The organism is Aminobacter sp. UC22_36, assembly GCF_044056035.1.
GTDB lineage: Bacteria > Pseudomonadota > Alphaproteobacteria > Rhizobiales > Rhizobiaceae > Aminobacter.
In genome coordinates, this window is sequence record NZ_CP171996.1 from 3234864 (window position 1) to 3255701 (window position 20838).

A 20838-nucleotide genomic window follows, 5' to 3' on the forward strand; every position below is an offset into this window, starting at 1 on the left:
TGTGGCCTGCAATGGAGCTTTCGAAATGGCCGACATCGTCACCGCAGCAATGGTCGTCATCGGCGACGAAATCCTGTCCGGCCGCACCAAGGACAAGAACATCGGCCACCTCGCCGACATGATGACGGCCGTGGGCATCGACCTCAGGGAAGTGCGCATCGTCGCCGACGACGAGGATGAGATCGTCGCCGCGGTCAACGCCGTGCGCGCGCGTTACGACTACGTCTTCACCACCGGCGGCATCGGTCCGACCCATGACGACATCACCGCCGAATCGATTTCCAAGGCGTTCGGCGTGCCGTGTGAATACGAGCCGCGCGCCTATGCCATGCTGGAGGCCAACTACGCCTCGCGCGGCATCGAATTCTCCGAGGCGCGCAAGCGTATGGCCCGCATGCCGCGCGGTGCCGATCTGATCGTGAACCCGGTGTCGGTGGCACCGGGTTTCCGCATCGGCAACGTCCATGTCATGGCCGGCGTGCCGTCGATCTTCCAGGCGATGCTCGACAATGTCATGCCGACGCTCAGGACAGGCGCCAAGCTGTTGTCGACAACCGTCCAGTGTCCGTATGGCGAAGGTACCATCGGCGGGCCGCTCGGCGAGATCCAGAAGGCGCATCCCGACACCATCATCGGCTCCTACCCGAAATATCTCGACGGCACGTTCTGGACAGAGCTCGTCGTCCGCTCGCGTTCACAAGCAGCCATGGACGCCGCGCGCATCGCGATCGAGACGATGCTCGCCGACATCGCAAAAGCCGCCTGAACGGCCACGAGCACTTGATCCCAAAGACTTGATCCCAAACACTTGATCTAAGTCACATGGGAACAACTACGGGCATGTTAGTGTTTCTTTGCAGGGCAGATTTCAGCTCATGCGAAGGAGGGTGCCATGCCGTTCAAGACAATCGTCGCCATCATCCAGAGCGAACGCGACGCCGCCCGCGTTCTCGACGTGGCGATCCCGTTTGCCGACCGGCACGAAAGCCACCTGATCGGCGTTCATGCCGAGGCGCTGGCGATGCCCTACACCACCGCCGTCGGTTTCCCCGACACCGAGTTCATCCAGGCCAATGCCGATCTGTGCAAGGAGCGCGCCGAGAAGGTGCAGAAGGCTTTTCTGGCGCGCATCGAGACATCGGGCCTGTCGTTCGAATGGCGCAGCTTCGAGAGCTTTTCCGGCGACAGCGCCCTGTCAGGCGTCGAAAGCGCGCGCTGCGCCGACATCGTCATCGTCGCCCAGGCAGCGCCAGACGCCAGGGATTCGGTGGCAGCTGACATCGACTCGCTGATCTACGAGGCCGGCCGGCCGGTTCTGGTGGTGCCGCATTCGGCACCGCTGATCTCGACCTTCCGCCGCATCCTGGTTGCCTGGAACGGCAGCCGCGAGGCAGCACGCGCCGCCTTCGATGCCTTGCCCTTCATCCTCGAGGCGGATTCGACCGAGATCCTCGTCATCGACCCCATCGAGACGGCAGCCCAGAGCGTCGATGCCGCCGGTGCCGAAATCGCCTCGGCCTTTGCCCGCCATGGCGCCAAGGTTTCGGTCAGCGTTGAAGCGTCCCGCGGCCACACCGTCGACGCGGTCATCCACAACAAGATGGTCGAAACAGGTGCTGACCTTCTGGTCATGGGCGCCTACAGCCATTCGTGGATCCGCGAATTCCTGTTCGGCGGCGTCACCCGCAACGTCCTGCAGGCCGGCGACACCGCCATCCTTTTGTCGCGGTAAGATTGCCCCACCCAAGATTACCGGCCGACTTAGCCGCCCCGCCCTTGCCAAGCACGGGGCTTTCCGGCTAATTCCGCCTGCATTCCCCTATTTCCGCGCCATCTGGCGCGCCGAGCCGGAGTGCGCGTCACATGTCCCTTCCCGAAAAAGCCTTTCCCGTATCCTGGGATCAGTTTCACCGCGATGCGCGCGCGCTCGCCTGGCGTCTCGCCGGCGTCAACCCGCAGTGGAAGGCGATCGTCTGCATCACCCGTGGCGGCCTGGTGCCGGCGGCGATCATCTCGCGCGAACTCGGCATCCGGCTGATCGAAACGATCTGCATCGCCTCCTATCACGACTACACCTCGCAGGGTCAGTTGCAGGTGCTCAAGGAGATCACGCCGACCCTGCTCGAAGGCGAAGGTGAAAACGTGCTGATCGTCGACGACCTGACCGACACCGGCAAGACGGCCGCGATCGTTCGGGCGATGATGCCCAAGGCGCATTTCGCCACCGTCTACGCCAAGCCCAAGGGCCGGCCGCTCGTCGACACCTTCGTCACCGAGGTGTCGCAGGACACCTGGATCTATTTCCCCTGGGATCTCGGCTTCACCTATCAGAAGCCGATCGCCGAAGACCACATGGGCTGACCTTCCGTCCCACAGCTTCAGTCACCCTCAACGCCCGGCTATTGGAGCGCCGCGCGTCCCATTCGGACGCGTAAAGGACGCTCTGACAAATCCAGATGGCGCATCGTGCTTTGCGACAATCGATTTCGATTTTCGGGCCGAAGCGTGCCGGGCGTTTTCGTTATCAATCTATTTACTTTTGTTACGGAGGATTAACCCTACAATTCGTGATGCGGCGCATGATTCTACAGGTCAGGTAGGGGCTGCCGATGCTGATGAAACCTGTCTATCACAGCCATCTCGTCGAGCGCATACGCCGGCTGTTCGGCGCGCCCGCCTGCCGGCTCCAGGTCGCCGCCCTGCCCTGGCACCGCACCTCCACTGGTATCGAGATCATGCTCATCACCAGCCGCGACACCGGTCGCTGGGTCCTGCCCAAGGGTTGGCCGGAAGCGGCCGAACGGCTGTGCGAGACCGCGGCGCGCGAGGCAAGCGAAGAAGCCGGCCTCAGCGGCTCGGTCGATACCCATGAAGCCGGCCGCTATTTCTATCTCAAGGAACTTGCCAGCGGCGAACAGGTCGCTTGCGAGGTGCTCGTCTATCCGCTCGAAGTGCGCAAGGTCGCGGAAAAGTGGAAAGAGCGGCGCCAGCGCACGCGCAAGTGGGTCTCGCCCAGCGAGGCCTCGCGCATGGTCAACGAACCCGATCTTTGCCGGCTGATTTCGTCGTTTGGCGCGGCACATGGAAAATTCGCCGCCTGAGGCACCTCAACCCTCGTTGTCAGGCGGCTTTCGGCAGGCATTTTTTTGGCCTTTGCCGTTGTTGCGCCGGCTTCGCTTGCGAAGCAGGTTCTCCCCGTTATCCACATTAGTGACACACAAGATGTTGGGGTCACAAAATCTACAAGAACGACTCCTTGACGTTGGCTGCCGAGTCGCCTTTTATGACTCAAGCGCGCTTGTTGAGTGTGCGGCCGGATTGTTAAGAGCCCGGTCTTTTTCCCAGATTTTGTGCGTAGCTGCTCGCATTTGACCCCCGCCCTGCGGGGCGCCGAAGCGTGCGGTTTCTGGATGTCCAAGGGGTTGGATGATAAAGATGTGGGACTGGCGGAAATCTTCTGTTAACACTATATTTAGTGTTTGCAGGCAGCCTAACCGCTAGATAATGTGAGTAGCCCTCCATGAGGGAATCGCAGAAAAAGTTTCAGTTTCAAGGACCCGCAACGGTCCGCAGGTTGACGGGAACAGGCTCCGACAGGGGTTTTCCAGGTCAGGCGGCGGGATAGGCGGGATAGGGCAACCGGCTGTCCAGGCCGCCGGTTCATACGGGCTTGCGTCTTTCGCATCAGCAACGGGAAATTTCCCGCGAAAGACGCTATATATAGACAAAAGGAAATCGACCGATGCGCATCGAGCGGCGTTTCACCAAGGATGGACAATCGGCCTACGCGGAGATCGAGTTCCGCAAAGCCCTTTCCGAGATCAAGAATCCGGATGGCTCGGTGGTCTTCCGGCTCGACGACATCGATGTGCCGGCGCAGTTCTCCCAGGTCGCCGCCGACATCCTGGCACAGAAATATTTCCGCAAGGCCGGCGTGCCCGCCCGGCTGAAGAAGGTCGAGGAAAACGACGTTCCCTCCTTCCTGTGGCGCTCGGTTCCCGACGAGGCCGAACTTGCCAAGCTGCCCGAAAACGAACGCTACGGCTCCGAGATCGACGCCCGTCAGGTCTTTGACCGTCTCGCCGGCACCTGGACCTACTGGGGCTGGAAGGGCGGCTACTTCAAGTCCGAAGACGACGCCCGCGCCTTCAAGGACGACCTTTCCTACATGCTGGCCACCCAGCGCGTCGCACCCAACTCGCCGCAGTGGTTCAATACCGGCCTGCACTGGGCCTATGGCATCGACGGTCCCGGCCAGGGCCATTTCTATGTCGACCCCTTCACCGGCAAGCTGACCAAGTCGAAGTCGTCCTACGAACACCCGCAGCCGCACGCCTGCTTCATCCAGTCGGTCGCCGACGACCTCGTCAACGAGGGCGGCATCATGGATCTGTGGGTGCGTGAAGCGCGCCTGTTCAAATACGGTTCGGGCACCGGCTCGAATTTCTCGCATCTGCGTGGCGAAGGCGAAAAGCTCTCGGGCGGCGGCCGTTCGTCGGGCCTGATGAGCTTCCTCAAGATCGGTGACCGTGCAGCCGGTGCCATCAAGTCGGGCGGCACCACCCGCCGCGCGGCCAAGATGGTCGTCGTCGACGCCGACCATCCCGACATCGAGGCCTATATCGACTGGAAGGTGAAGGAAGAGCAGAAGGTCGCAGCACTCGTCACCGGCTCCAAGATCGTCAAGCAGCACCTCGCCAAGATCATGGCCGCTTGCGTCAACTGCGAAGGCCAGGACGACGATTGCTTCGATCCGCTGATCAACACCGCGCTCAAGCGCGAGATCAAGGCCGCCAAGAAGAACTCGGTGCCGGAGAACTACATCTACCGTGTCATCCAGTTCGCCAAGCAGGGCTACACCTCGATCGACTTCAAGACCTATGACACCGATTGGGATTCGGAGGCCTACCTCACCGTTTCCGGCCAGAACTCCAACAATTCGGTCTCGCTCAAGGACGATTTCCTGCGCGCCGTCGAGGACGACAGCGACTGGCACCTGACCGCCCGCAAGGACGGCAAGGTCATGAAGACGCTCAAGGCACGCGACCTGTGGGAAAAGATCGGCTACGCCGCCTGGGCGTCGGCTGATCCAGGCCTGCACTTCAACACCACGATGAACGACTGGCACACCTGCGCCTCGGCGGGCGCCATCCGGGCGTCGAACCCGTGCTCGGAGTACATGTTCCTCGACGACACCGCCTGCAACCTGGCGTCGATCAACCTCCTGCCCTACCGCAACACCGACGGCACCATCGACATCGCGGCCTACGAGCACACCGTGCGCCTGTGGACCGTCGTGCTCGAAATCTCGGTGATGATGGCGCAGTTCCCCTCCAAGGAAATCGCCAAGCTGTCCTACGAATACCGCACGCTCGGCCTCGGCTACGCCAATATCGGCGGCCTGCTGATGACCTCGGGCATTCCTTATGACTCCGACGAAGGCCGCGCCATCGGCGGCGCGCTGACCGCGATCATGACCGGCGTCGCCTATGCCACCTCGGCCGAGATGGCCTCCGAGCTCGGCGCCTTCCCCGACTACGACCGCAATGCGTCGAACATGCTGCGTGTCATGCGCAACCACCGCCGTGCCGCCTATGGCGACAAGGACGGCTACGAGAAGCTGTCGGTCCACCCCGTGCCGTTGGTCGCTTCCGACCTCAAGCAGCAGGAACTGGTGACGCACGCCCGCGTCGCATGGGACCGCGCCATCGAGCTCGGCGAGGAGCATGGCTACCGCAACGCCCAGGCTACTGTCATCGCGCCGACCGGCACGATCGGCCTGGTCATGGATTGCGACACGACCGGCATCGAGCCCGACTTCGCGCTGGTCAAGTTCAAGAAGCTTGCCGGCGGCGGCTACTTCAAGATCATCAACCGTGCCGTGCCAGAAGCGCTGCGCACGCTTGGCTACACCGAGGCCCAGATCGCCGAGATCGAGGCCTATGCCGTTGGCCACGGCAACCTCAACCAGGCACCCGGCATCAACCCCGGCTCGCTCAGGTCGAAGGGTTTTAGCGACGAGAAGATCGAGGCGTTGAACGCCGCGCTCAAGAGCGCCTTCGACATCAAGTTCGTCTTCAACAAGTGGATGCTCGGCGAAGACTTCTGCAAGGACGTGCTCGGGCTGACCGAGGCGCAGCTCAACGACTTCTCGTTCGAGATCCTGCCGGCGATCGGCTTCTCCAAGCGCGAGATCGAAGCCGCCAACATCCATGTCTGCGGCGCGATGACGCTCGAGGGCGCACCATTCCTCAAGGACGAACACCTGCCCGTGTTCGACTGCGCCAATCCGTGCGGCAAGATCGGCAAGCGCTACCTCTCGGTCGAAAGCCACATCCGCATGATGGCGGCCGCCCAGCCCTTCATCTCGGGCGCCATCTCCAAGACCATCAACATGCCCAACGAGGCGACGGTCGAGGACTGCAAGAGCGCCTACATGCTGTCGTGGAAGCTGGCGCTCAAGGCCAACGCGCTCTACCGCGACGGATCCAAGCTGTCGCAGCCGCTCAACGCTTCGCTGATCGCTGATGAGGACGAGGACGAAGACGAGGCCGTCGAGGCGCTGATCGCCGCCCCTGCCGCCGCCAAGGCGGTGCAGGTCACCGAAAAGATCGTCGAGCGTGTCATCGAGCGCCTCTACCGCGAGCGCGAAAAGCTGCCGAACCGCCGCAAGGGCTACACACAGAAGGCCGTCGTCGGCGGCCACAAGGTCTACCTGCGCACCGGCGAGTTCGACGACGGCCGTCTCGGCGAGATCTTCATCGACATGCACAAGGAAGGTGCCGCCTTCCGCGCGATGATGAACAACTTTGCCATCTCGATCTCGCTTGGCCTGCAATACGGCGTGCCGCTCGACGAATATGTCGAGGCCTTCACCTTCACCAAGTTCGAGCCGGCCGGCATGGTTATCGGCAACGATGCCATCAAGAACGCCACCTCGATCCTCGACTATGTCTTCCGCGAGCTCGCCGTCAGCTACCTCAGCCGCCACGACCTCGCCCATGTCGACCAGTCGGATTTCGACAAGACGGCACTCGGCAAAGGCATCACCGAAGGCAAGGCCCTGCCTTTCTCCAAGGGCCTGACCCGCGGCGCTTCCCCGCTCAAGGTCGTCTCCGGCGTCGCCGGCAACGACCCCAAGGGCTCGGCGGCAGCTGCAAGCCCGGCACGTGTTACGCCGGTCACCGCCTTCTCCGGTTCCAACGTGCTGTCGCTGGCACCCAAGGCCGCGATCTCGGTGGAAGAATCCACCGCCTACAAGCGCGACTATGAGGAACGGGCCAAGGAACTGGTCGAGGAAATCACGATCGGGGAGACCACCGAGGAAACGTCGGTGACGACGTCGCTGTTCACCGACGCCGCCGCCCAGGAAGCCTCCGAGGCCAAAAAGCTTGCTGCCGACCGCCGCGCCAAGTCGCTGCTGCAGGGCTACACCGGCAATTCGTGCTCGGAGTGCCAGAACTTCACCATGGTACGCAACGGCACCTGCGAGAAGTGCGACACCTGCGGTTCGACGAGCGGCTGCAGCTGATGGAGTAGTTATAGTTGAGCCCAAAGGCCGTTCCAAAAACTGCACCAACAATCGTTGATTTTGGTGTTGTTGAAAGCGGGATACGCGAGCGTGAGACAGGGAATGTCTCACGCAATATTGCGTTTTCTGTGCTTGTCCTGGAAACGGTTTTTGGTGTGCCTCGGCCTGAAGTCAATGAATGCATTGTCGATGGTGGAGACGACCGTGGCATCGACATCGTCTACATCGACCATGAGAGTAGACGGATAAATATTGGCTCCTGCAAAACTGTCGTCTCCTTCAAAAACTCAAAGAGAAACTTCCCTGGCGACGAAATCGACAAGATTGTATCTTTTGTCGATGATCTGCTACTCTTCAGAGAAGAGCTCCTCAACAGCTGCAATGGAGCTCTCTGCGCAAAAGTACGAGAAATATGGGATATATTCTCAAACGAAGCGTACACAATTGGCGTACACCTTTTTTCAAATCAAACAACTTTATTTAGGGATGCTCGAGATAGACTAGTTACGGCACTGGAGCGCCACAGCATAGCTTTGTTTGAGTATGGCTTGTTCGAACTATCCCACGGCGTGGTTCGTGCCACAAAGCCCCGCTTTCAGAAAAGACTAGTACCGGCACCAGACACTGCGCTTTCCGTAAATGAGTCTGGAAAACGCGCCATCGTGATTCGAGTACCACTTGGAAATCTGAGCGACTTTTTAAGCACTCAGGATGGTGCATTTGACGAACGCCTAATATGGCAAAATGTTAGATATTTCCTAGGAATCGACAACGATGTAAATCGGGAGATCAAAGAGACCCTGCTCTCCGGAAACACTAGCGATTTTTGGTTTCTTAATTCTGGACTCACAATCGTTTGCGATCAAATACTGTCCATCGCAAACGGACGACACCCGATTACGATGGTTAACCCCCAAATTGTTAACGGTTGCCAGACTGCGTCAGTGATCCATACGGTTGCAACCAGCACCATGGCAGACCTAGGCGGGGGTTATGTTCCAGTCAAGATCATAGAAACTGACGACAAAGATTTCATAGAACGCGTTGCGCTAGCGAGTAATACGCAAAGCCGTATCCTCAGCCGCGACCTCCGCGCCAATGACCAATTCCAGCGGCAGTTAGTAGAATGTCTTCGACCACTGAACTACTTTTATGTCCGCAAGCGAGGTGAGAACCCACCACGAACCGGAATGAAGCACATCGACGCTGCACATGCTGGACAGCTTATGCTCTCTTACCTTTGCGGGGAGCCGACAAAAAGCAAGACTAACTCTAACGATATCTTTGGTGATTTATACGAAGAGGCATTTAATCCTCATGCCGTAACACCTGAAATAATTATCGCTGCGCACGAATGTTATTCGGTAATCGAACGTCGCAGGAAAGAAGCTCTTGCATGGCAGGCATCAGTTTCTCGAAATTCCTTCGAAGAATCTTGGCTTATCGAAGGGCATTTTCACCTGCTTTTTGTGGTTGGCGAGTTAATGAGGCGCTCTTCAATATCACTTGACCAGACCACGATTGCGATCGGACTTATCGAACAGGCGAGTGAGATTTTAAGGATTTATGTAGAAAACAACCCAAAGGTAGCTGGCTACCGGTTGTTTCGTCTTTCACGATCCAGAGACGAGATACTCAGGATAATCGACAATCAAGGCAAGCCAGACGATTCCTATCCCACGCAGATTGAGCTCTTCTAATGGGCTGCACATCTTCACCACCGCGGCGTTCCGGGCCCCTCTCCTAACGAGAGGCTACCGCCGTAATTTCAACGCCGAGATCAGGATAAGCGAGCCTGGATTCGACCGTCGCCCTCGCCGGCGCCTCGCCGGGAATGACCCACCTGTCCCACGCCTCGTTCATCTGGTCGAAGTTCGACATGTCGGCCAGATAGATCTGCACCATGGCGAGGTTCCTCTTCGTCACCCCAGCCTGCGCCAGAGTTCTCGTCGAGCAACTGGAGGACTTCCTCCGTCTGTTCGCGCACCGATTGACCTCGCGTCTTCTCGGCGGTGTGGCCAGCGACGAATATCAGGTTCCCAACGACAACCGCGTCACTCCACCGGGCATCGGGATTTATTCTTTCCTCTGTCGCGACTCCGCCGCACTGCTTTGAGCAATCCAGCCGACGACAGCCTATGTTTGATAGGCCGCCCAAGAGCAAGAGATGTTGGTCGTGGGCTGCTCCACACAGCACAGGCGCCGCGACTCTTCGCCTGCGTTCCGCTCAGTTCGCGGCGCAGTTCGGCTGTGCGATGGCGTCACCGGTCGATGTCGGTCGACGGCACGAAAGGCGGAATCCGCGTCGGACGGCCGTCCTCGTCCGCGGCCACCACCTATGAAGTAGCAGGAGTTGGTATGGTGCACCCCCGTCTCGAACTTCGGCCGGAATGGCCACGGGAGGGCAGTGCTCAAGCCGATCGGCTGCGCCCATTCACGACCCGACTCCAACCGCTCCATCAGACGAACAAGCTACATCAACCCATCCAATGAGCTAATTGTCTCAGTACCTCCGACGGGCGTAGATTCGAGCTTGGGAAGGTGGGGTAGTGCGCCGGCGCGGTGCCTTAAATCCTAGGTGTGAGTATTGCGTCGGCTGCCCCACCCCAACGCCCACCGCGCAATGCAGACGGCCCGACTTGGCTAAATCCAAGCGGGCCGCTCTTGCGAAGTCTCACTGCTTGAACCAATCATTCGCCCAGGCTGTACAGCGCCGATGTCGTGGCAGCACCCAGCACCAGAATTCCAAGCGTCGGAAACCTTGGCACCCAGGTCAGGATCGCCGCAGACACGACCGCGATCGCTGCCGCCACAAGGCCGCCGCCTGAAAGCCTGAAAATGGAAATCACACCCGCGATGACCAGCCCCACCCCGACAGGTGCAAGTCCCTCGCGCATCGCCTTGTGCCACCTCTTCGCCTTGTGGGCGTTAGACACCTTGATGACGCCGTAGCAGAGCAGCGACGACGGCAGGAACAAGGCCAGGGTTGCGGCGAGCGCCCCCCACCAGCCGGCAACCTTCCAGCCGATCAGCGTCGCAAGCATCGTGCCCGGCCCGGGCGCCGCACGTGAGATGGCAAACAGGTCGATGAACGCGCGGCTGGTAATCCAGCCATGGACGGCGACGGATTCGTGCTGGATGCCGGCAATGATCGCCGAGCCGCCGCCGATCGACAGCAGCGAAAACGGCACGAAAACCGCAATCAGGGTGACAAGATCGTCGTCGCGCATCTCAGCTCCGGCGCCAGGCAAGGGCAACGCTGATCGGCGCGATCACAAGGACCACCGGGATCAGCGGCAGCTTCAGCAGGCCAACGGTAACTGCGACGGCGGCGATGACGACAAGGCCCGGCGGGAACTTCGTCGCGCGCTGGAACTCCCTTGAGGCAGATCACCAGCAAAAGCCCGAGCGCGGCGTAGGCCACGCCGTTCGACGCCGCCTCCAGCATGGTGACGTCGGGTAGGCTGTCGAACAGGGCGCTAAGCGCGATTACGGCGAAGAACGGGCCGACCAGGAAACCCAGGACACAAGCGACGCTGCCGGCCAGACCGCGTAGTTCGTCGCCCATGCAGATGACCAGGTTGACGACATTGGCGCCGGGCAGCATCTGCGAAATCGCCAGCGAGCTGACGAAATCCTCGTCGCTGATCCAGCGGTTGCGCGAAACGAATTCCTGGTAGAGCCAGCCGGAAAGCCCGCCGCCAAAGCTCAGCAGGCCGATCTTCAGGCAGGTCAGGAACAGAGTGCCCAACCCTGGCGCAGGCCGCGCGGCGGTTAATACCGGCAGTTCGCCTGCGGGATCGGGAACCGACGCCATCTCAAGCCGCCAGCGCGCCTGGATGCACCTCGCTCGCCGCCAGCAGCCGCCTGGTGTAGTCGTGCTGCGGGTCGCCATAGACCTGTTCGGTCGGTCCCTGCTCGACGATCCGTCCCTGATACATCACCACCACCGAGGTGGCGAAATCCCGGACCAGCGCGAGGTCGTGGGCGATGAAGACATAAGACAGGCCCATCTCGCGGCGCAGCTCCTTGAGCAGGTCGATGATCTGCGCCTGGATGGAGACGTCGAGCGCCGACACCGCCTCGTCGCAGACGATCAGCTCCGGCTGCAGCGCCAGCGAACGGGCAATGGCGATGCGCTGCCGCTGCCCGCCCGAGAACTGGTGCGGGTAGCGCTCGGCATGCTCCGGCAGCAATCCGACCTTGTGCAGCAGTTCGGCCACGCGCTGGCTCCATTGCTGCTTCGGCAGCACGCCCGAATGGATCGCCCACGGCTCCGAGACGATCTGCTGGACGGTCATGCGCGGATTGAGCGAGGCGGTCGGGTCCTGGAACACGAACTGCATGCGCCGCCGGACCTTGAAGGTCTCGGCCGCCGACAGCTTGAGCAGATCCTTGCCGTCGAAGTCGATCGACCCCGCCGTCGGTGTGTCGAGCCCGAGCAGCATGCGCGCCAGCGTCGACTTGCCAGAGCCGGATTCACCGACGATACCGAGCGTCTCGCCCCTGGACAGAGTGAAGCTTGCGTCGTCGACAGCACGGACCTGCGGCTGCGGCGCGCTCGAAAACAGCTTGGGCCGGCCGAAATAGACCTTCGACACGTTGCGCACCGCAAGCAGCGGCGTTGGCCCGGCCTCGGCGGCCGTGTGGACGCTGAAGCCGTGGCGGCCCGGCACCGCATCGAGCAGGCGCTGTGTGTAGGGATGGCTGGGTTGTGACAGCACCTGAGCCACCGCGCCGGCCTCGACGATGCGGCCGGCCTGCATGACCACCACCTTGTCCGCCACCTTCTCGACCACGCCGAGATCATGGGTGATGATGACCATGCCCATGCCGCTCTCGCGCTGCAGCTCCTTCATCAGGTCGAGCACCTGTGCTTGCACGGTGACGTCGAGGGCGCTGGTCGGCTCGTCGGCGATCAGAAGGTCGGGCTGCAGCGCTATGGCCGAGGCGATCATGATGCGCTGGCGCTGGCCGCCCGAAAATTGGTGCGGATAGTCTTGAGCGCGACGCTCGGGGTCGGTTATGCCGACGCGGCCAAGCAGGTCGATGGCACGCCGCCGCGCGGTGTCGCCGTCGATGCCATGGACAAGCATCGTCTCGGCAATCTGCCAGCCGACCGGATAGACCGGATTGAGGGCAGCGAGCGGGTCCTGGAAGATCATCGAAATGTTCTTGCCGTTGACCAGCCGGCGTTCCTCCACGCTCGCCCGCAGCAGGTTGCGGCCACGAAACAGGACCTGTCCCGACGAGATGACCGCCGGCGGCGTGTCGATCAGGTTCATCACCGCCGAGCCGCTGACGCTTTTGCCCGAACCGCTCTCGCCGAGGATCGCGAGCGTCTCGCCTTGGTCGACCGACCAACTGACGTCGCTAACGGCATGGACGACGCCTTTGCGAGTCGGGAACTGGATGCTGAGGTTCTTGACCTCGAGAAGGCTGGGTTCTGACATTGTCATTCCGCCGAGGTTTGCAGGCGCCAGCGTTCGACAGGATCTGTCGCGACGCGGAGCCAGTTCGAGAACAGGTTGAGCGACATGGTGACAAGCATGATCGCCAGGCCCGGCCAGAACGCCACCCACCAGGCTGAGCCGATGTAGTTGCGTCCGTCTGAAACCATCAGCCCCCAGGTGATCTCGGGTGGCTGGATGCCGATGCCGAGGAAGCTCAGGCCGGATTCGACGAGCATGACGAAAGCCATTTCCAGCGCTGCGAGATTGATGACCGTCGGCAGCACCATTGGGGCGACATGGCGGAACAGGATGCGAGGGGTCGAGGCACCCATGGCACGGGCCGAGGTGACGAACAGGCGTTCCTTGAGCTCGAGCACTTCGGCGCGGACCGTGCGCAGGAAGATCGGCACACGCGAGATGGCGAGCACCAGGATGACATTGGCGACGCCAGGCTCGAACACGAACAGCACGATGACGGCCAGAAGCAGCGATGGAAAGCTCATGATGGCGTCCGCCAGGCGCAACAGGATCGCGCCGACGGCGCCGCCCTTGAAGCCGGCGACGAGGCCGAGCGCGCCGCCGACCACCAGCGAGGTGAGCACCGCGGTGCCAGCAATCAGCATGGTGTTCTGGCTGGCGACGATGATGCGGGCAAGCACGCTGCGCCCGAGCGCATCGGCGCCGAGGATGTAGAGCCAGGGACGGTCGAGCGAAAAGGGGGCAGCGTTGCGCTGCATCAGGTTCATGGCGCGGGCCTGGTCGGCGAGCAGCGCCGGGCCGACGGCGACGCAGACCATGACGACGACCAGGAACGCGGCGGAAACCAGGGCCACTTTGTCGCGCGCGAGGCTCGACGCGATGTCGCGGAATGCCGAGGGCGCTGCCTGTGCGGGCCTGGCCATCTCAGCTGTGCCGGATGCGTGGATCGACGAGCGCATAGGTGATGTCCACAACGATGTTGATGATGAAGACCGCAAGCGCGGTGACGAGGACTGCAGCCTGGATGACGGCGAAATCGCGCAGCAGCACGGAATCGATCATCAGCTTGCCGATGCCGGGGAAGCCGAACACGGTTTCGACGATGACTGCACCGTTGACGATGCCAGCTGCCTGATCGCTGGCAACAGTGATGACAGGCAGGAGTGCGTTGCGCAGCGCATGCACGAAGACGATGCCCCTGGAGCGCACGCCCTTGGCCCGCGCCGTCTTCACATAGGCCGACGACAGCGCCGTGATCATCGACGAACGCACCACCTGCACCAGCACACCTGTCGGCCTGAGGCACAAGACAGCGATCGGCAGAACCCAGTGCCATGGCGTGCCGGTCCCGGAGGTTGGCAACACCCGCAGCCAGACGGCGAAGACGATCACGCCGACGATCGCAATCCAGAAATTCGGCGTGCTCGCCCCGATCAGCGAGATCAGGCTGGCGATGCGATCGAACATGCCGCCCGGACGGAAAGCGGCGAGCGAGCCGGTGACGATGGCGACCGCGATCACGATCGGCATGGTGATTGCCGCCAGCATCAGGGTCGTCGGGAAGGCCTGGAGCACGACCTGGACGGCGGGCTTGGAGTACTGGATCGACGCGCCGAGATCGAACTGCAGCAGGCCGACAAGGAAGCGGCCGAACTGGACATAGACAGGATCGTCGAAACCGAAGCGCTGGTTGAACTGGTCGCGCATCTCCTCGGTGGCGTCGAGTGGCAGATAGAGGTCGGCGGGCGAGCCCGTCAGCCTGGCCAGGAAGAAGACGAGGATGATCAGCAGCGCCAGCGAAAGCAGGCTTTGCAGCGACCTCTTGTAGATGAAATTGCCCATGCTCCGCCTCCTCCGCCGGATACTGGTACGTGGAACGGAAGGTTGGCGCCGGCGACCGGCCGGCGCCGTTCCGATGCTACGAAGGCGACTTGACGACCAGCTTGGCAAGCTGCAGTTCGACAGCGTTGGCGATGGTCGGGGTGAAGTCGAGACGCTTGCCGACCCGCATGTAGTTGACCATGTGGAACAGCGGCGCGTCGGCGACCAGGTCCTCGTAGATGTAGCGGAAGGTCTCCTGGTAGAGCTTGGCGCGCTCCTCGCCTGAGGCCATGCCCGCGTCGGTGATCAGCTTGTCGACCTTGGCGTCGTGGATTTCGCTCTGGCGGCCGTCGCTGTGATACTTGAAGAACGCGGTGAACTGGGCATCGCCGCTGTTATTGTCGTGCATCGTCAGCAGCGCGTTCGCTTCGCGGTTGGCGGCGAAGGGTTTGTTTGCCGCCTCCAGCCACTGCGTCATTTCGAGATTGTCGAGCTTGATCTTGAAGCCGACGGCGCGAAGCATCTCGGCGGCGGCCTCGACGAACTCGTTGGAGTTGGCGAACATGCCGGGACGGCCGATCATGCGGATCTCGGTGTCGACTGGCACGCCCGCCGCCTTCGCCTCGGCGAGCAGCGCCTTGGCTTGTTCAGGGTCGTAGGGCCACGGCACCAGCTTGGCATTGTGGCCGAGCACGCTCGGTCCGACCTGCTGGGTGGCAAGTTCGGCCTTGTCGCTGATGACGCTGCCGAGGAACGCCTTGCGATCGATCGCCAGGTTGAAGGCCTTGCGCACGCGGATGTCGTTGAGCGGTGCAATGTCGGCGGACAGCCGGAACATGGCACTGTCGGAGTTCGGGTAGACCTTGTCCGTTTCCGGATTGGTCGCATCCTGCGGCGCGATCGAGAAGGCAAGATCGGCTTCCCCGGTCTCGACCATGGCCGCTGCGACAGACGATTCCGTGCGCCAGACATAGGTCGCCTCGGCGATCTTTGGTGCCTCGCCCCAATAGCCGTCGAAACGCTTGATCTTGACATTCTCGCCCTGGGTCCAGCTGACGAAGTCGTATGGCCCGGTACCGATCGGGTCGGCGGTGTAGTCGCCCTTCGGCGTCTTGGCCGAGGCGATCGCCAGCTGCGCCAGCAGCGTCGGCAGGATCGGCATCGGCGTCTTGGTCGTGAAGACGACGGTGTTGTCGTCGACCACCTTGGCGGTGATGTCGACGCCGCCGAAATATTTGGTGCGGGGTGATGCAGGTCAGCTTGGGATCAAGCGTGCGTTCGAGCGAGTAGACCACCGATGCCGCATCGAACGGCGTGCCGTCATGGAACTTGACGCCCTTGCGCAGGTTGAAGCGCCACTCCGTCGGCGACATCTGTTGCCAGCTTTCAGCCAGCCGCGGCACTGTGGTCTGCTTGGCATAGTCCAGCTCGACCAGCGTCTCAACGACGTTCTGCTTGATGATGCGGCCGATGACCGAGCGCGGCGTCTCGCACGGATCGAGACGGTCCGGCCCGCCCGGCAAGACGATGGTCACGGCATCGCCCGACTGGGCCATGGCCGCCGGCATCGGCGACAGAAACAGCGCCGTCGAAAGCCCCAGTGCGGTTTTCCTCAATGCGTTCATTTCAAACTCCTCCCGAGTTCTAGTTGATTTTGTGAAGTCCGTCGCTGCTAGACAGCGCGCAGGCGCGCACCCGACCTGAAGCCCTCCAGCTTCAGCCGTTCCTTCTCTTCCTGGGCACGGATGCCGGGCAGGATGTCGGCCGCCATCTTGGGTGACAGGGCGACGACGCCGTCCTCGTCGCCGACGATGAGGTCGCCCGGATGAACGACGAGGCCGCCGATCGCGACGTCGACATTGATGGCGCCGGGACCGTTCTTGTAGGGCCCACGATGAGTGACGCCGCGGGCATAACAAGGCAGCTTGCTGGCCCGGATCGCAGCCACGTCACGGATTGCCCCGTCGATGACGAAGCCGGCGACACCAAGGGATTCGGCATGGGCCAGGATGATCTCGCCGATCAGCGCCTGGCTGGTGTCGCCGCCGCCGTCGACGACGATGACGTCGCCGGGACGGGCAATGCGCAACGCGGCATGGATGGCGAGATTGTCGCCACGCCGCGTCCGCACCGTCAGCGCCGTGCCAACCAGCTGTCCGCCGGCATGATACGGCAGCAGACCCACCGCGCCCGGCAGCCGATCCAGATTGTCGCTGACGATCGACGTCGCGACATTGGCGTATTGCTTCAGCAGCTCATCTGAAACGGGCGCTGCGGACGGCAGTTCGGTGACGGTCATGATATCTCCTCCCTCGGCGACCGCGGACCAGCGGCCTCCAGTCATCAAAGGGATAGGAGTGTCACTTCCTGAAGAAAAGCGATATTAATGCATCAGAAGACATCGCTATTCTTCATATAAGGAGGAATTCATGTTCACGATCAAGCAGATGGAAGCCCTTTACTGGGTCAGTACGCTGGGCAGTTTCGAGGCCGCGGGCGATTATCTGAACATGGTCCAGTCGACAATCTCCAAGCGCATCGGCGAACTTGAGGCCAAGTTTTCGACGCCGTTGTTCCATCGCACCGGGCGCAAGCCGGTCCTGACGACGCAAGGCGAAGAGATACGCACCATCGCCGAGCAGATGCTGCGCCTGAACGACCGCCTCAACTCGCTGGCAAAGAAATCGGCGGTACCGTCGTTCCGCTTTCGCCTCGGTGTCACTGATCTCGTCGCGCTGTCATGGCTGCCAGAACTGCTGTCCGGCATCCTCGACCGCTATCCGATGATCACCCTCGAACCCGAGATCGACCTCACCGCATCCCTGCTGGAGCGCCTCGTCGACCGCCGTCTCGACTTCGTCATCTGCCCACGCGTCATCCAGGAGCCGCAGTTCGTCAGCACGCCGCTTGGCGCCATTGAACTTGTGTGGATGTGCAGCCCGAAGCTGTTGGGCGGCAAGGACAACGCGACACTGAACGACCTCACCAAACATCCGCTGCTGATTCAGACGACCGGCTCGATCCTGCGGCCGATCCTGCACAGCGTCATCGACAACCCCAACCTGCCGTTCAAGCGAACGATTTCGTGCAATAACATGGTGGCGCTGGCTCACCTGGCAGCCCACGGCATGGGCGTCACCATCCTGCCGCACGCCTTCTTCAGGAACATGGTTGCCGATGGCCGGCTCTGCGTCGTGCGCACCGAGATGGAACTGCCAAACCTCGAATACTTCGCAACGTTCCGCAACGACTACCACGTGCAGTTCTGCGAGGAAGTCGCGGCCATCAGTACGCAGATATGTGATTTCCGACTACAGTGACGAGCCATTCCGCCGGAGAAAAACCGGTGATAGCGTGCAACTCGCACGGGCGTCGGATCCGGCCCCGCGATGGCGAACGTCATTGCCGTTCCGACGACCTGCCGCTTCTGAACAACGCCCTCAGCACCGCCTCACCCCGCCCCGCCTCGCGCAGCGGCCGCCAGCGCTCGTCCACCACTGCCAGCCCGGTGTCCGCGTCTGATATGCAGGGACGGAGCAAGAGCAAAGCTCCGTCGCGAAGCCCCTGGAACCCAGGCCGGTCCACAATGCTCCCTCTTGTCTCCCGCGCCGAATGCCAAGGCCGATCGGAATCGCCGTATTGAAGCAAGGCGACGTAATGCTGTCGCAATGTCCCATCCCTACTTGGTCGCACGGAAGGATTGCAAAGGAGAACTTATGCAAGTTTCCGTGGTCATGCTGGCGCTTGTTGCCGCGAGTATCGTGTATGTCTACCGTTTCCGGGGCGAAGCCCGCTACAAAAGTCTGTCTGAATACATTCGCAAGGGCTGGCCGATCTTCACGCCGTTCAATTGCGTGCTCTTCATGACCACGCTGCGACGTGGATCAAAGGCCGTTCTCGACCCGGTCGAGTTCCCGGAAACTGACCTGCTACGTCAGAACTGGCAGACGATCCGGGACGAAGGGCTGGAGCTCGTGCGCCAGGGTTACTTTGACGCCACCAAGCGTCCGGGCACCGCAGGCTCCTACGATGTCGGCTTTCGGACGTTCTTCAAGTATGGCTGGAGCCGCTTCTACCTCAATTGGTACGGCTACACGCACCATTCCGCGAGGCGCCTCTGTCCCAGGACGGTCGAGATACTGCAGAAGGTGCCTGCGGTGCATGGAGCAATGTTCGCCTTGCTACCGGCGGGATCGCAACTCACGAGGCATGCCGACCCCATCGCCGTCTCTCTGCGCTACCACCTTGGCCTTGCAACACCCAACTCTGACGCCTGCTTCATCAACGTCGATGGCCACAATCAGAGCTGGCGCGATGGCGAGGTCCTCATGTTCGACGAGACCTACCTGCACTACGTCCGCAACGACACCGACTCTGATCGCCTCATCCTCATGTGCGACGTCAAGCGCCCGCTGAATCCAATCGGGGCGCTGTTCAACTTCTTCTACCAGGGGATAACGCGCGCCTCGGTCGTTCCAAACACTCCGGAAGACCATCGTGGCCTGGCCAACAGGGCCTTTGCCTGGCTTGCTCCTCTGCTGGCACGTAACAAGGCACTGAAGACGACCAACCGGCCGCTGTACTACGTCATCAAGCGGTCGGTGAACATCCTGCTCGTGCTGCTGTTGCTGGGGTTGGCAACCGGCGTCACTCAGTTGCTAGGTCGACTGGTCTGAAAGACCAGCGTAGCGCTGTTCGAGGCGAGCCATGCTTCAATCCACAAAATCGCGCATCGACAACGGCTCCGCATTCCGGTGCACGGCGCGAGCGAGGCGGCGAAAGGCCAGCATCGAGCTCAACACCGCCTCACCCCGCCCCGCCGCGCGCAGCGCTTCGGGCCGCCGGCGCTCTGATCCGCCACCGCCGGGCCTGCGTCCGCGTCAGTGATGCCGTAGCGCTTGTAGAATTCGGCATTGTCGCGTTCGATCTGCGCGCGCATCAGCTTGTCGTGGCGGATGATCATCGCGTCACGCGCGGCCCTGCCCGCCGTCGTGGTGACGAGGCTGCCGGCGCCCATGGGTATCATCGAGGCCGCGGCACCCGCCACTCCTTGCGCAGTGCCCAGGGCCGCCGCCTCCGCCATCATCTGCTTCTCCAGCTTGCGGGTGTCGTCGGAATAATCGGGGCCTTCAAAGCTCGACTCGGTGGCGGTGGTGCAGGCCATCAAGGTGAGCGACAGAACGAGCGCCTGCGCCGCCGAGAAAATCGAGCGAGCCCGCACTTGGTATCTTGTGTTGCCAGCCATTCGCCAACCTCCCCGCGAGAGCCGACAAATGTCGGCGGCCTGGCAGGCCCATCGGCCGCCAGCGCTCACCTCTACTTGCGATGGAGGGCCCCGTCTTGGACGCGGCGGAACGACCTATGCGCGAAAGGAACAAAGGAGCGACTGAACCGCGGGCAAAACGAGCCTCGATCCGTATCGGCAGTCCGCGCCAGAGCGGGCGGCAGCCCCGTGCCCGCCAGGCACCCCTCGATGGATAGGGTTCGGTTCCGTTACGTCTCGACAGCATTGGCAACCGCCCGGAAGCGCGCCTCGAACTCCCGCCGCAGTTCGCGGCGCAAGTCGGCTGCGCGATGGCGCCTGCGGTCGATGTCAGTCGACGGCACGAAAGCCGGGATCTCAGACGGGCGACCGTCTTCGTCCACTGCCACCATGGTGAAATAGCAGGAGTTGGTGTGGCGCCGCTGGCCGGAGCGGATGTTTTCGGCCTCGACGTGGATACCGATTTCCATCGAGGTGCGGCCGGCAAAATTGACCGACGCCCGGAAGGTGACCAGTTCGCCGACATTGATCGGCTCCCGAAACACCACCTGATCGACCGACAGCGTGACCGCGTATTTGTTGGAATAGCGCGACGCACATGAAAAGGCGACACGATCAAGCAGGTTGAGCAAGGCTCCGCCATGCACCTTGCCGCTGAAATTCGCCATCTCGGGCGTCATCAGCACGACCATTTCAAGCCGACGCGTGTCCCTGTCTTCCAATCGTGCCCCTCCCTGGCGATGTCAGCGTCGCATGTCGACGTCATGTGACGCTATCCAAGATGCGGCCAA

At 61.8% G+C, this 20838-nt stretch carries 20 protein-coding genes and 1 pseudogene; 10 read left to right on the forward strand and 11 right to left on the reverse strand.

From position 1 onward, the window contains the following. The first annotated feature begins 25 nt into the window (after nucleotides 1–25). The 6 genes from ACHMW7_RS19240 (at nucleotide 26) to ACHMW7_RS19265 (ending at nucleotide 9231) form a co-directional block, all read left to right on the forward strand. Nucleotides 26–766 carry a competence/damage-inducible protein A gene (locus ACHMW7_RS19240; protein WP_395447134.1) on the forward strand — a complete coding sequence of 247 codons (741 nt, stop codon included), beginning with the start codon at nucleotides 26–28 and terminating at the stop codon, nucleotides 764–766. 126 nt (nucleotides 767–892) lie between these two features. Next, nucleotides 893–1732 carry a universal stress protein gene (locus tag ACHMW7_RS19245; protein WP_395447135.1) on the forward strand — a complete coding sequence of 280 codons (840 nt, stop codon included), beginning with the start codon at nucleotides 893–895 and terminating at the stop codon, nucleotides 1730–1732. A 131-nt stretch (nucleotides 1733–1863) separates the two neighbouring features. Beyond that, a complete protein-coding gene (gene gpt, locus ACHMW7_RS19250) occupies nucleotides 1864–2361 on the forward strand; it encodes a xanthine phosphoribosyltransferase (protein WP_184769017.1) in 498 nt (165 codons plus the stop codon). A 248-nt stretch (nucleotides 2362–2609) separates the two neighbouring features. Beyond that, the gene (locus ACHMW7_RS19255; protein ID WP_395447136.1) at nucleotides 2610–3101 is read left to right on the forward strand and encodes an NUDIX hydrolase; all 492 of its coding nucleotides are present in this window, start codon (nucleotides 2610–2612) and stop codon (nucleotides 3099–3101) included. 641 nt (nucleotides 3102–3742) lie between these two features. After that, nucleotides 3743–7531 carry a vitamin B12-dependent ribonucleotide reductase gene (locus ACHMW7_RS19260; RefSeq protein WP_395447137.1) on the forward strand — a complete coding sequence of 1263 codons (3789 nt, stop codon included), beginning with the start codon at nucleotides 3743–3745 and terminating at the stop codon, nucleotides 7529–7531. Nucleotides 7532–7545: 14 nt separating this feature from the next. Beyond that, nucleotides 7546–9231, forward strand: a complete 1686-nt coding sequence (locus tag ACHMW7_RS19265) for an AIPR family protein (RefSeq protein WP_395447138.1) — start codon at nucleotides 7546–7548, stop codon at nucleotides 9229–9231. A gap of 43 nt (nucleotides 9232–9274) precedes the next feature. On the opposite strand, the gene ACHMW7_RS19270 is transcribed toward ACHMW7_RS19265, so the two are convergent. Next, entirely contained in the window at nucleotides 9275–9457 is a 183-nt protein-coding gene (locus ACHMW7_RS19270) for a Rid family hydrolase (protein ID WP_395447139.1), read from the reverse strand. On the opposite strand from ACHMW7_RS19270, the gene ACHMW7_RS19275 reads away from it, so the two are divergent. Continuing rightward, nucleotides 9435–9647, forward strand: coding sequence for a hypothetical protein (locus ACHMW7_RS19275; RefSeq protein ID WP_395451485.1), 213 nt, complete (start codon nucleotides 9435–9437; stop codon nucleotides 9645–9647). The genes ACHMW7_RS19270 and ACHMW7_RS19275 overlap by 23 nt on opposite strands. A gap of 574 nt (nucleotides 9648–10221) precedes the next feature. On the opposite strand, the gene ACHMW7_RS19280 is transcribed toward ACHMW7_RS19275, so the two are convergent. The 7 genes and pseudogenes from ACHMW7_RS19280 to ACHMW7_RS19310 all read right to left on the reverse strand — a co-directional run. Then, nucleotides 10222–10761, reverse strand: a complete 540-nt coding sequence (locus ACHMW7_RS19280; RefSeq protein ID WP_395447140.1) for a chromate transporter — start codon at nucleotides 10759–10761, stop codon at nucleotides 10222–10224. Beyond that, nucleotides 10734–11348: a chromate transporter gene (locus tag ACHMW7_RS19285; protein WP_395447141.1), complete on the reverse strand. Its 615-nt coding sequence runs from the start codon at nucleotides 11346–11348 to the stop codon at nucleotides 10734–10736. The genes ACHMW7_RS19280 and ACHMW7_RS19285 overlap by 28 nt, the downstream gene beginning before the upstream one ends. A 1-nt stretch (nucleotide 11349) precedes the next feature. Then, complete coding sequence (locus ACHMW7_RS19290) at nucleotides 11350–12984, reverse strand: ABC transporter ATP-binding protein (RefSeq protein WP_395447142.1); 1635 nt, start codon at nucleotides 12982–12984, stop codon at nucleotides 11350–11352. A gap of 2 nt (nucleotides 12985–12986) precedes the next feature. Beyond that, nucleotides 12987–13922 carry an ABC transporter permease gene (locus ACHMW7_RS19295; RefSeq protein WP_395447143.1) on the reverse strand — a complete coding sequence of 312 codons (936 nt, stop codon included), beginning with the start codon at nucleotides 13920–13922 and terminating at the stop codon, nucleotides 12987–12989. Beyond that, on the reverse strand, nucleotides 13888–14805 hold the full coding sequence (locus tag ACHMW7_RS19300) for an ABC transporter permease (RefSeq protein ID WP_395447144.1): 918 nt from the start codon (nucleotides 14803–14805) through the stop codon (nucleotides 13888–13890). The genes ACHMW7_RS19295 and ACHMW7_RS19300 overlap by 35 nt, the downstream gene beginning before the upstream one ends. A gap of 76 nt (nucleotides 14806–14881) precedes the next feature. Continuing rightward, the gene (locus ACHMW7_RS19305; protein WP_395447145.1) at nucleotides 14882–15988 is read right to left on the reverse strand and encodes an ABC transporter substrate-binding protein; all 1107 of its coding nucleotides are present in this window, start codon (nucleotides 15986–15988) and stop codon (nucleotides 14882–14884) included. 112 nt (nucleotides 15989–16100) lie between these two features. Next, nucleotides 16101–16352 (reverse strand): annotated as a pseudogene (locus ACHMW7_RS19310) (ABC transporter substrate-binding protein); the annotation flags it as partial. Between ACHMW7_RS19310 and ACHMW7_RS19315 the strand changes: the two are divergent. After that, complete coding sequence (locus ACHMW7_RS19315; RefSeq protein ID WP_395447146.1) at nucleotides 16255–16488, forward strand: hypothetical protein; 234 nt, start codon at nucleotides 16255–16257, stop codon at nucleotides 16486–16488. The pseudogene ACHMW7_RS19310 and the gene ACHMW7_RS19315 sit on opposite strands and share 98 nt — an antisense overlap. Here the strand turns inward: ACHMW7_RS19315 and ACHMW7_RS19320 are convergent. Continuing rightward, on the reverse strand, nucleotides 16457–17083 hold the full coding sequence (locus ACHMW7_RS19320) for an RraA family protein (RefSeq protein ID WP_395447147.1): 627 nt from the start codon (nucleotides 17081–17083) through the stop codon (nucleotides 16457–16459). The genes ACHMW7_RS19315 and ACHMW7_RS19320 overlap by 32 nt on opposite strands. A 130-nt stretch (nucleotides 17084–17213) precedes the next feature. On the opposite strand from ACHMW7_RS19320, the gene ACHMW7_RS19325 reads away from it, so the two are divergent. After that, nucleotides 17214–18104, forward strand: coding sequence for a LysR family transcriptional regulator (locus tag ACHMW7_RS19325; RefSeq protein WP_395447148.1), 891 nt, complete (start codon nucleotides 17214–17216; stop codon nucleotides 18102–18104). A 396-nt stretch (nucleotides 18105–18500) separates the two neighbouring features. Then, the gene (locus ACHMW7_RS19330) at nucleotides 18501–19460 is read left to right on the forward strand and encodes an aspartyl/asparaginyl beta-hydroxylase domain-containing protein (RefSeq protein WP_395447149.1); all 960 of its coding nucleotides are present in this window, start codon (nucleotides 18501–18503) and stop codon (nucleotides 19458–19460) included. Between the two features lie 119 nt (nucleotides 19461–19579). Here ACHMW7_RS19330 and ACHMW7_RS19335 read toward each other — a convergent pair whose 3' ends face one another. Together ACHMW7_RS19335 and ACHMW7_RS19340 are read right to left on the reverse strand one after the other, a co-directional pair. Beyond that, nucleotides 19580–20029: a hypothetical protein gene (locus ACHMW7_RS19335; RefSeq protein WP_395447150.1), complete on the reverse strand. Its 450-nt coding sequence runs from the start codon at nucleotides 20027–20029 to the stop codon at nucleotides 19580–19582. A gap of 248 nt (nucleotides 20030–20277) precedes the next feature. After that, entirely contained in the window at nucleotides 20278–20769 is a 492-nt protein-coding gene (locus ACHMW7_RS19340; RefSeq protein ID WP_395447151.1) for an acyl-CoA thioesterase, read from the reverse strand. Between the last annotated feature and the right edge of the window lie 69 nt (nucleotides 20770–20838).

Coding starts and splice junctions, on each gene's coding strand:
- ACHMW7_RS19240 (WP_395447134.1), top strand. CDS start 26: ATGGCCGACATCGTCACCGCAGCAATGGTCGTCATCGGCGACGAAATC.
- ACHMW7_RS19245 (WP_395447135.1), top strand. CDS start 893: ATGCCGTTCAAGACAATCGTCGCCATCATCCAGAGCGAACGCGACGCC.
- gpt (WP_184769017.1), top strand. CDS start 1,864: ATGTCCCTTCCCGAAAAAGCCTTTCCCGTATCCTGGGATCAGTTTCAC.
- ACHMW7_RS19255 (WP_395447136.1), top strand. CDS start 2,610: ATGCTGATGAAACCTGTCTATCACAGCCATCTCGTCGAGCGCATACGC.
- ACHMW7_RS19260 (WP_395447137.1), top strand. CDS start 3,743: ATGCGCATCGAGCGGCGTTTCACCAAGGATGGACAATCGGCCTACGCG.
- ACHMW7_RS19275 (WP_395451485.1), top strand. CDS start 9,435: ATGGCGAGGTTCCTCTTCGTCACCCCAGCCTGCGCCAGAGTTCTCGTC.
- ACHMW7_RS19280 (WP_395447140.1), bottom strand. CDS start 10,761: ATGCGCGACGACGATCTTGTCACCCTGATTGCGGTTTTCGTGCCGTTT.
- ACHMW7_RS19285 (WP_395447141.1), bottom strand. CDS start 11,348: ATGGCGTCGGTTCCCGATCCCGCAGGCGAACTGCCGGTATTAACCGCC.
- ACHMW7_RS19290 (WP_395447142.1), bottom strand. CDS start 12,984: ATGTCAGAACCCAGCCTTCTCGAGGTCAAGAACCTCAGCATCCAGTTC.
- ACHMW7_RS19295 (WP_395447143.1), bottom strand. CDS start 13,922: ATGCGCTCGTCGATCCACGCATCCGGCACAGCTGAGATGGCCAGGCCC.
- ACHMW7_RS19300 (WP_395447144.1), bottom strand. CDS start 14,805: ATGGGCAATTTCATCTACAAGAGGTCGCTGCAAAGCCTGCTTTCGCTG.
- ACHMW7_RS19315 (WP_395447146.1), top strand. CDS start 16,255: ATGACCGAGCGCGGCGTCTCGCACGGATCGAGACGGTCCGGCCCGCCC.
- ACHMW7_RS19320 (WP_395447147.1), bottom strand. CDS start 17,083: ATGACCGTCACCGAACTGCCGTCCGCAGCGCCCGTTTCAGATGAGCTG.
- ACHMW7_RS19325 (WP_395447148.1), top strand. CDS start 17,214: ATGTTCACGATCAAGCAGATGGAAGCCCTTTACTGGGTCAGTACGCTG.
- ACHMW7_RS19330 (WP_395447149.1), top strand. CDS start 18,501: ATGCAAGTTTCCGTGGTCATGCTGGCGCTTGTTGCCGCGAGTATCGTG.
- ACHMW7_RS19335 (WP_395447150.1), bottom strand. CDS start 20,029: ATGGCTGGCAACACAAGATACCAAGTGCGGGCTCGCTCGATTTTCTCG.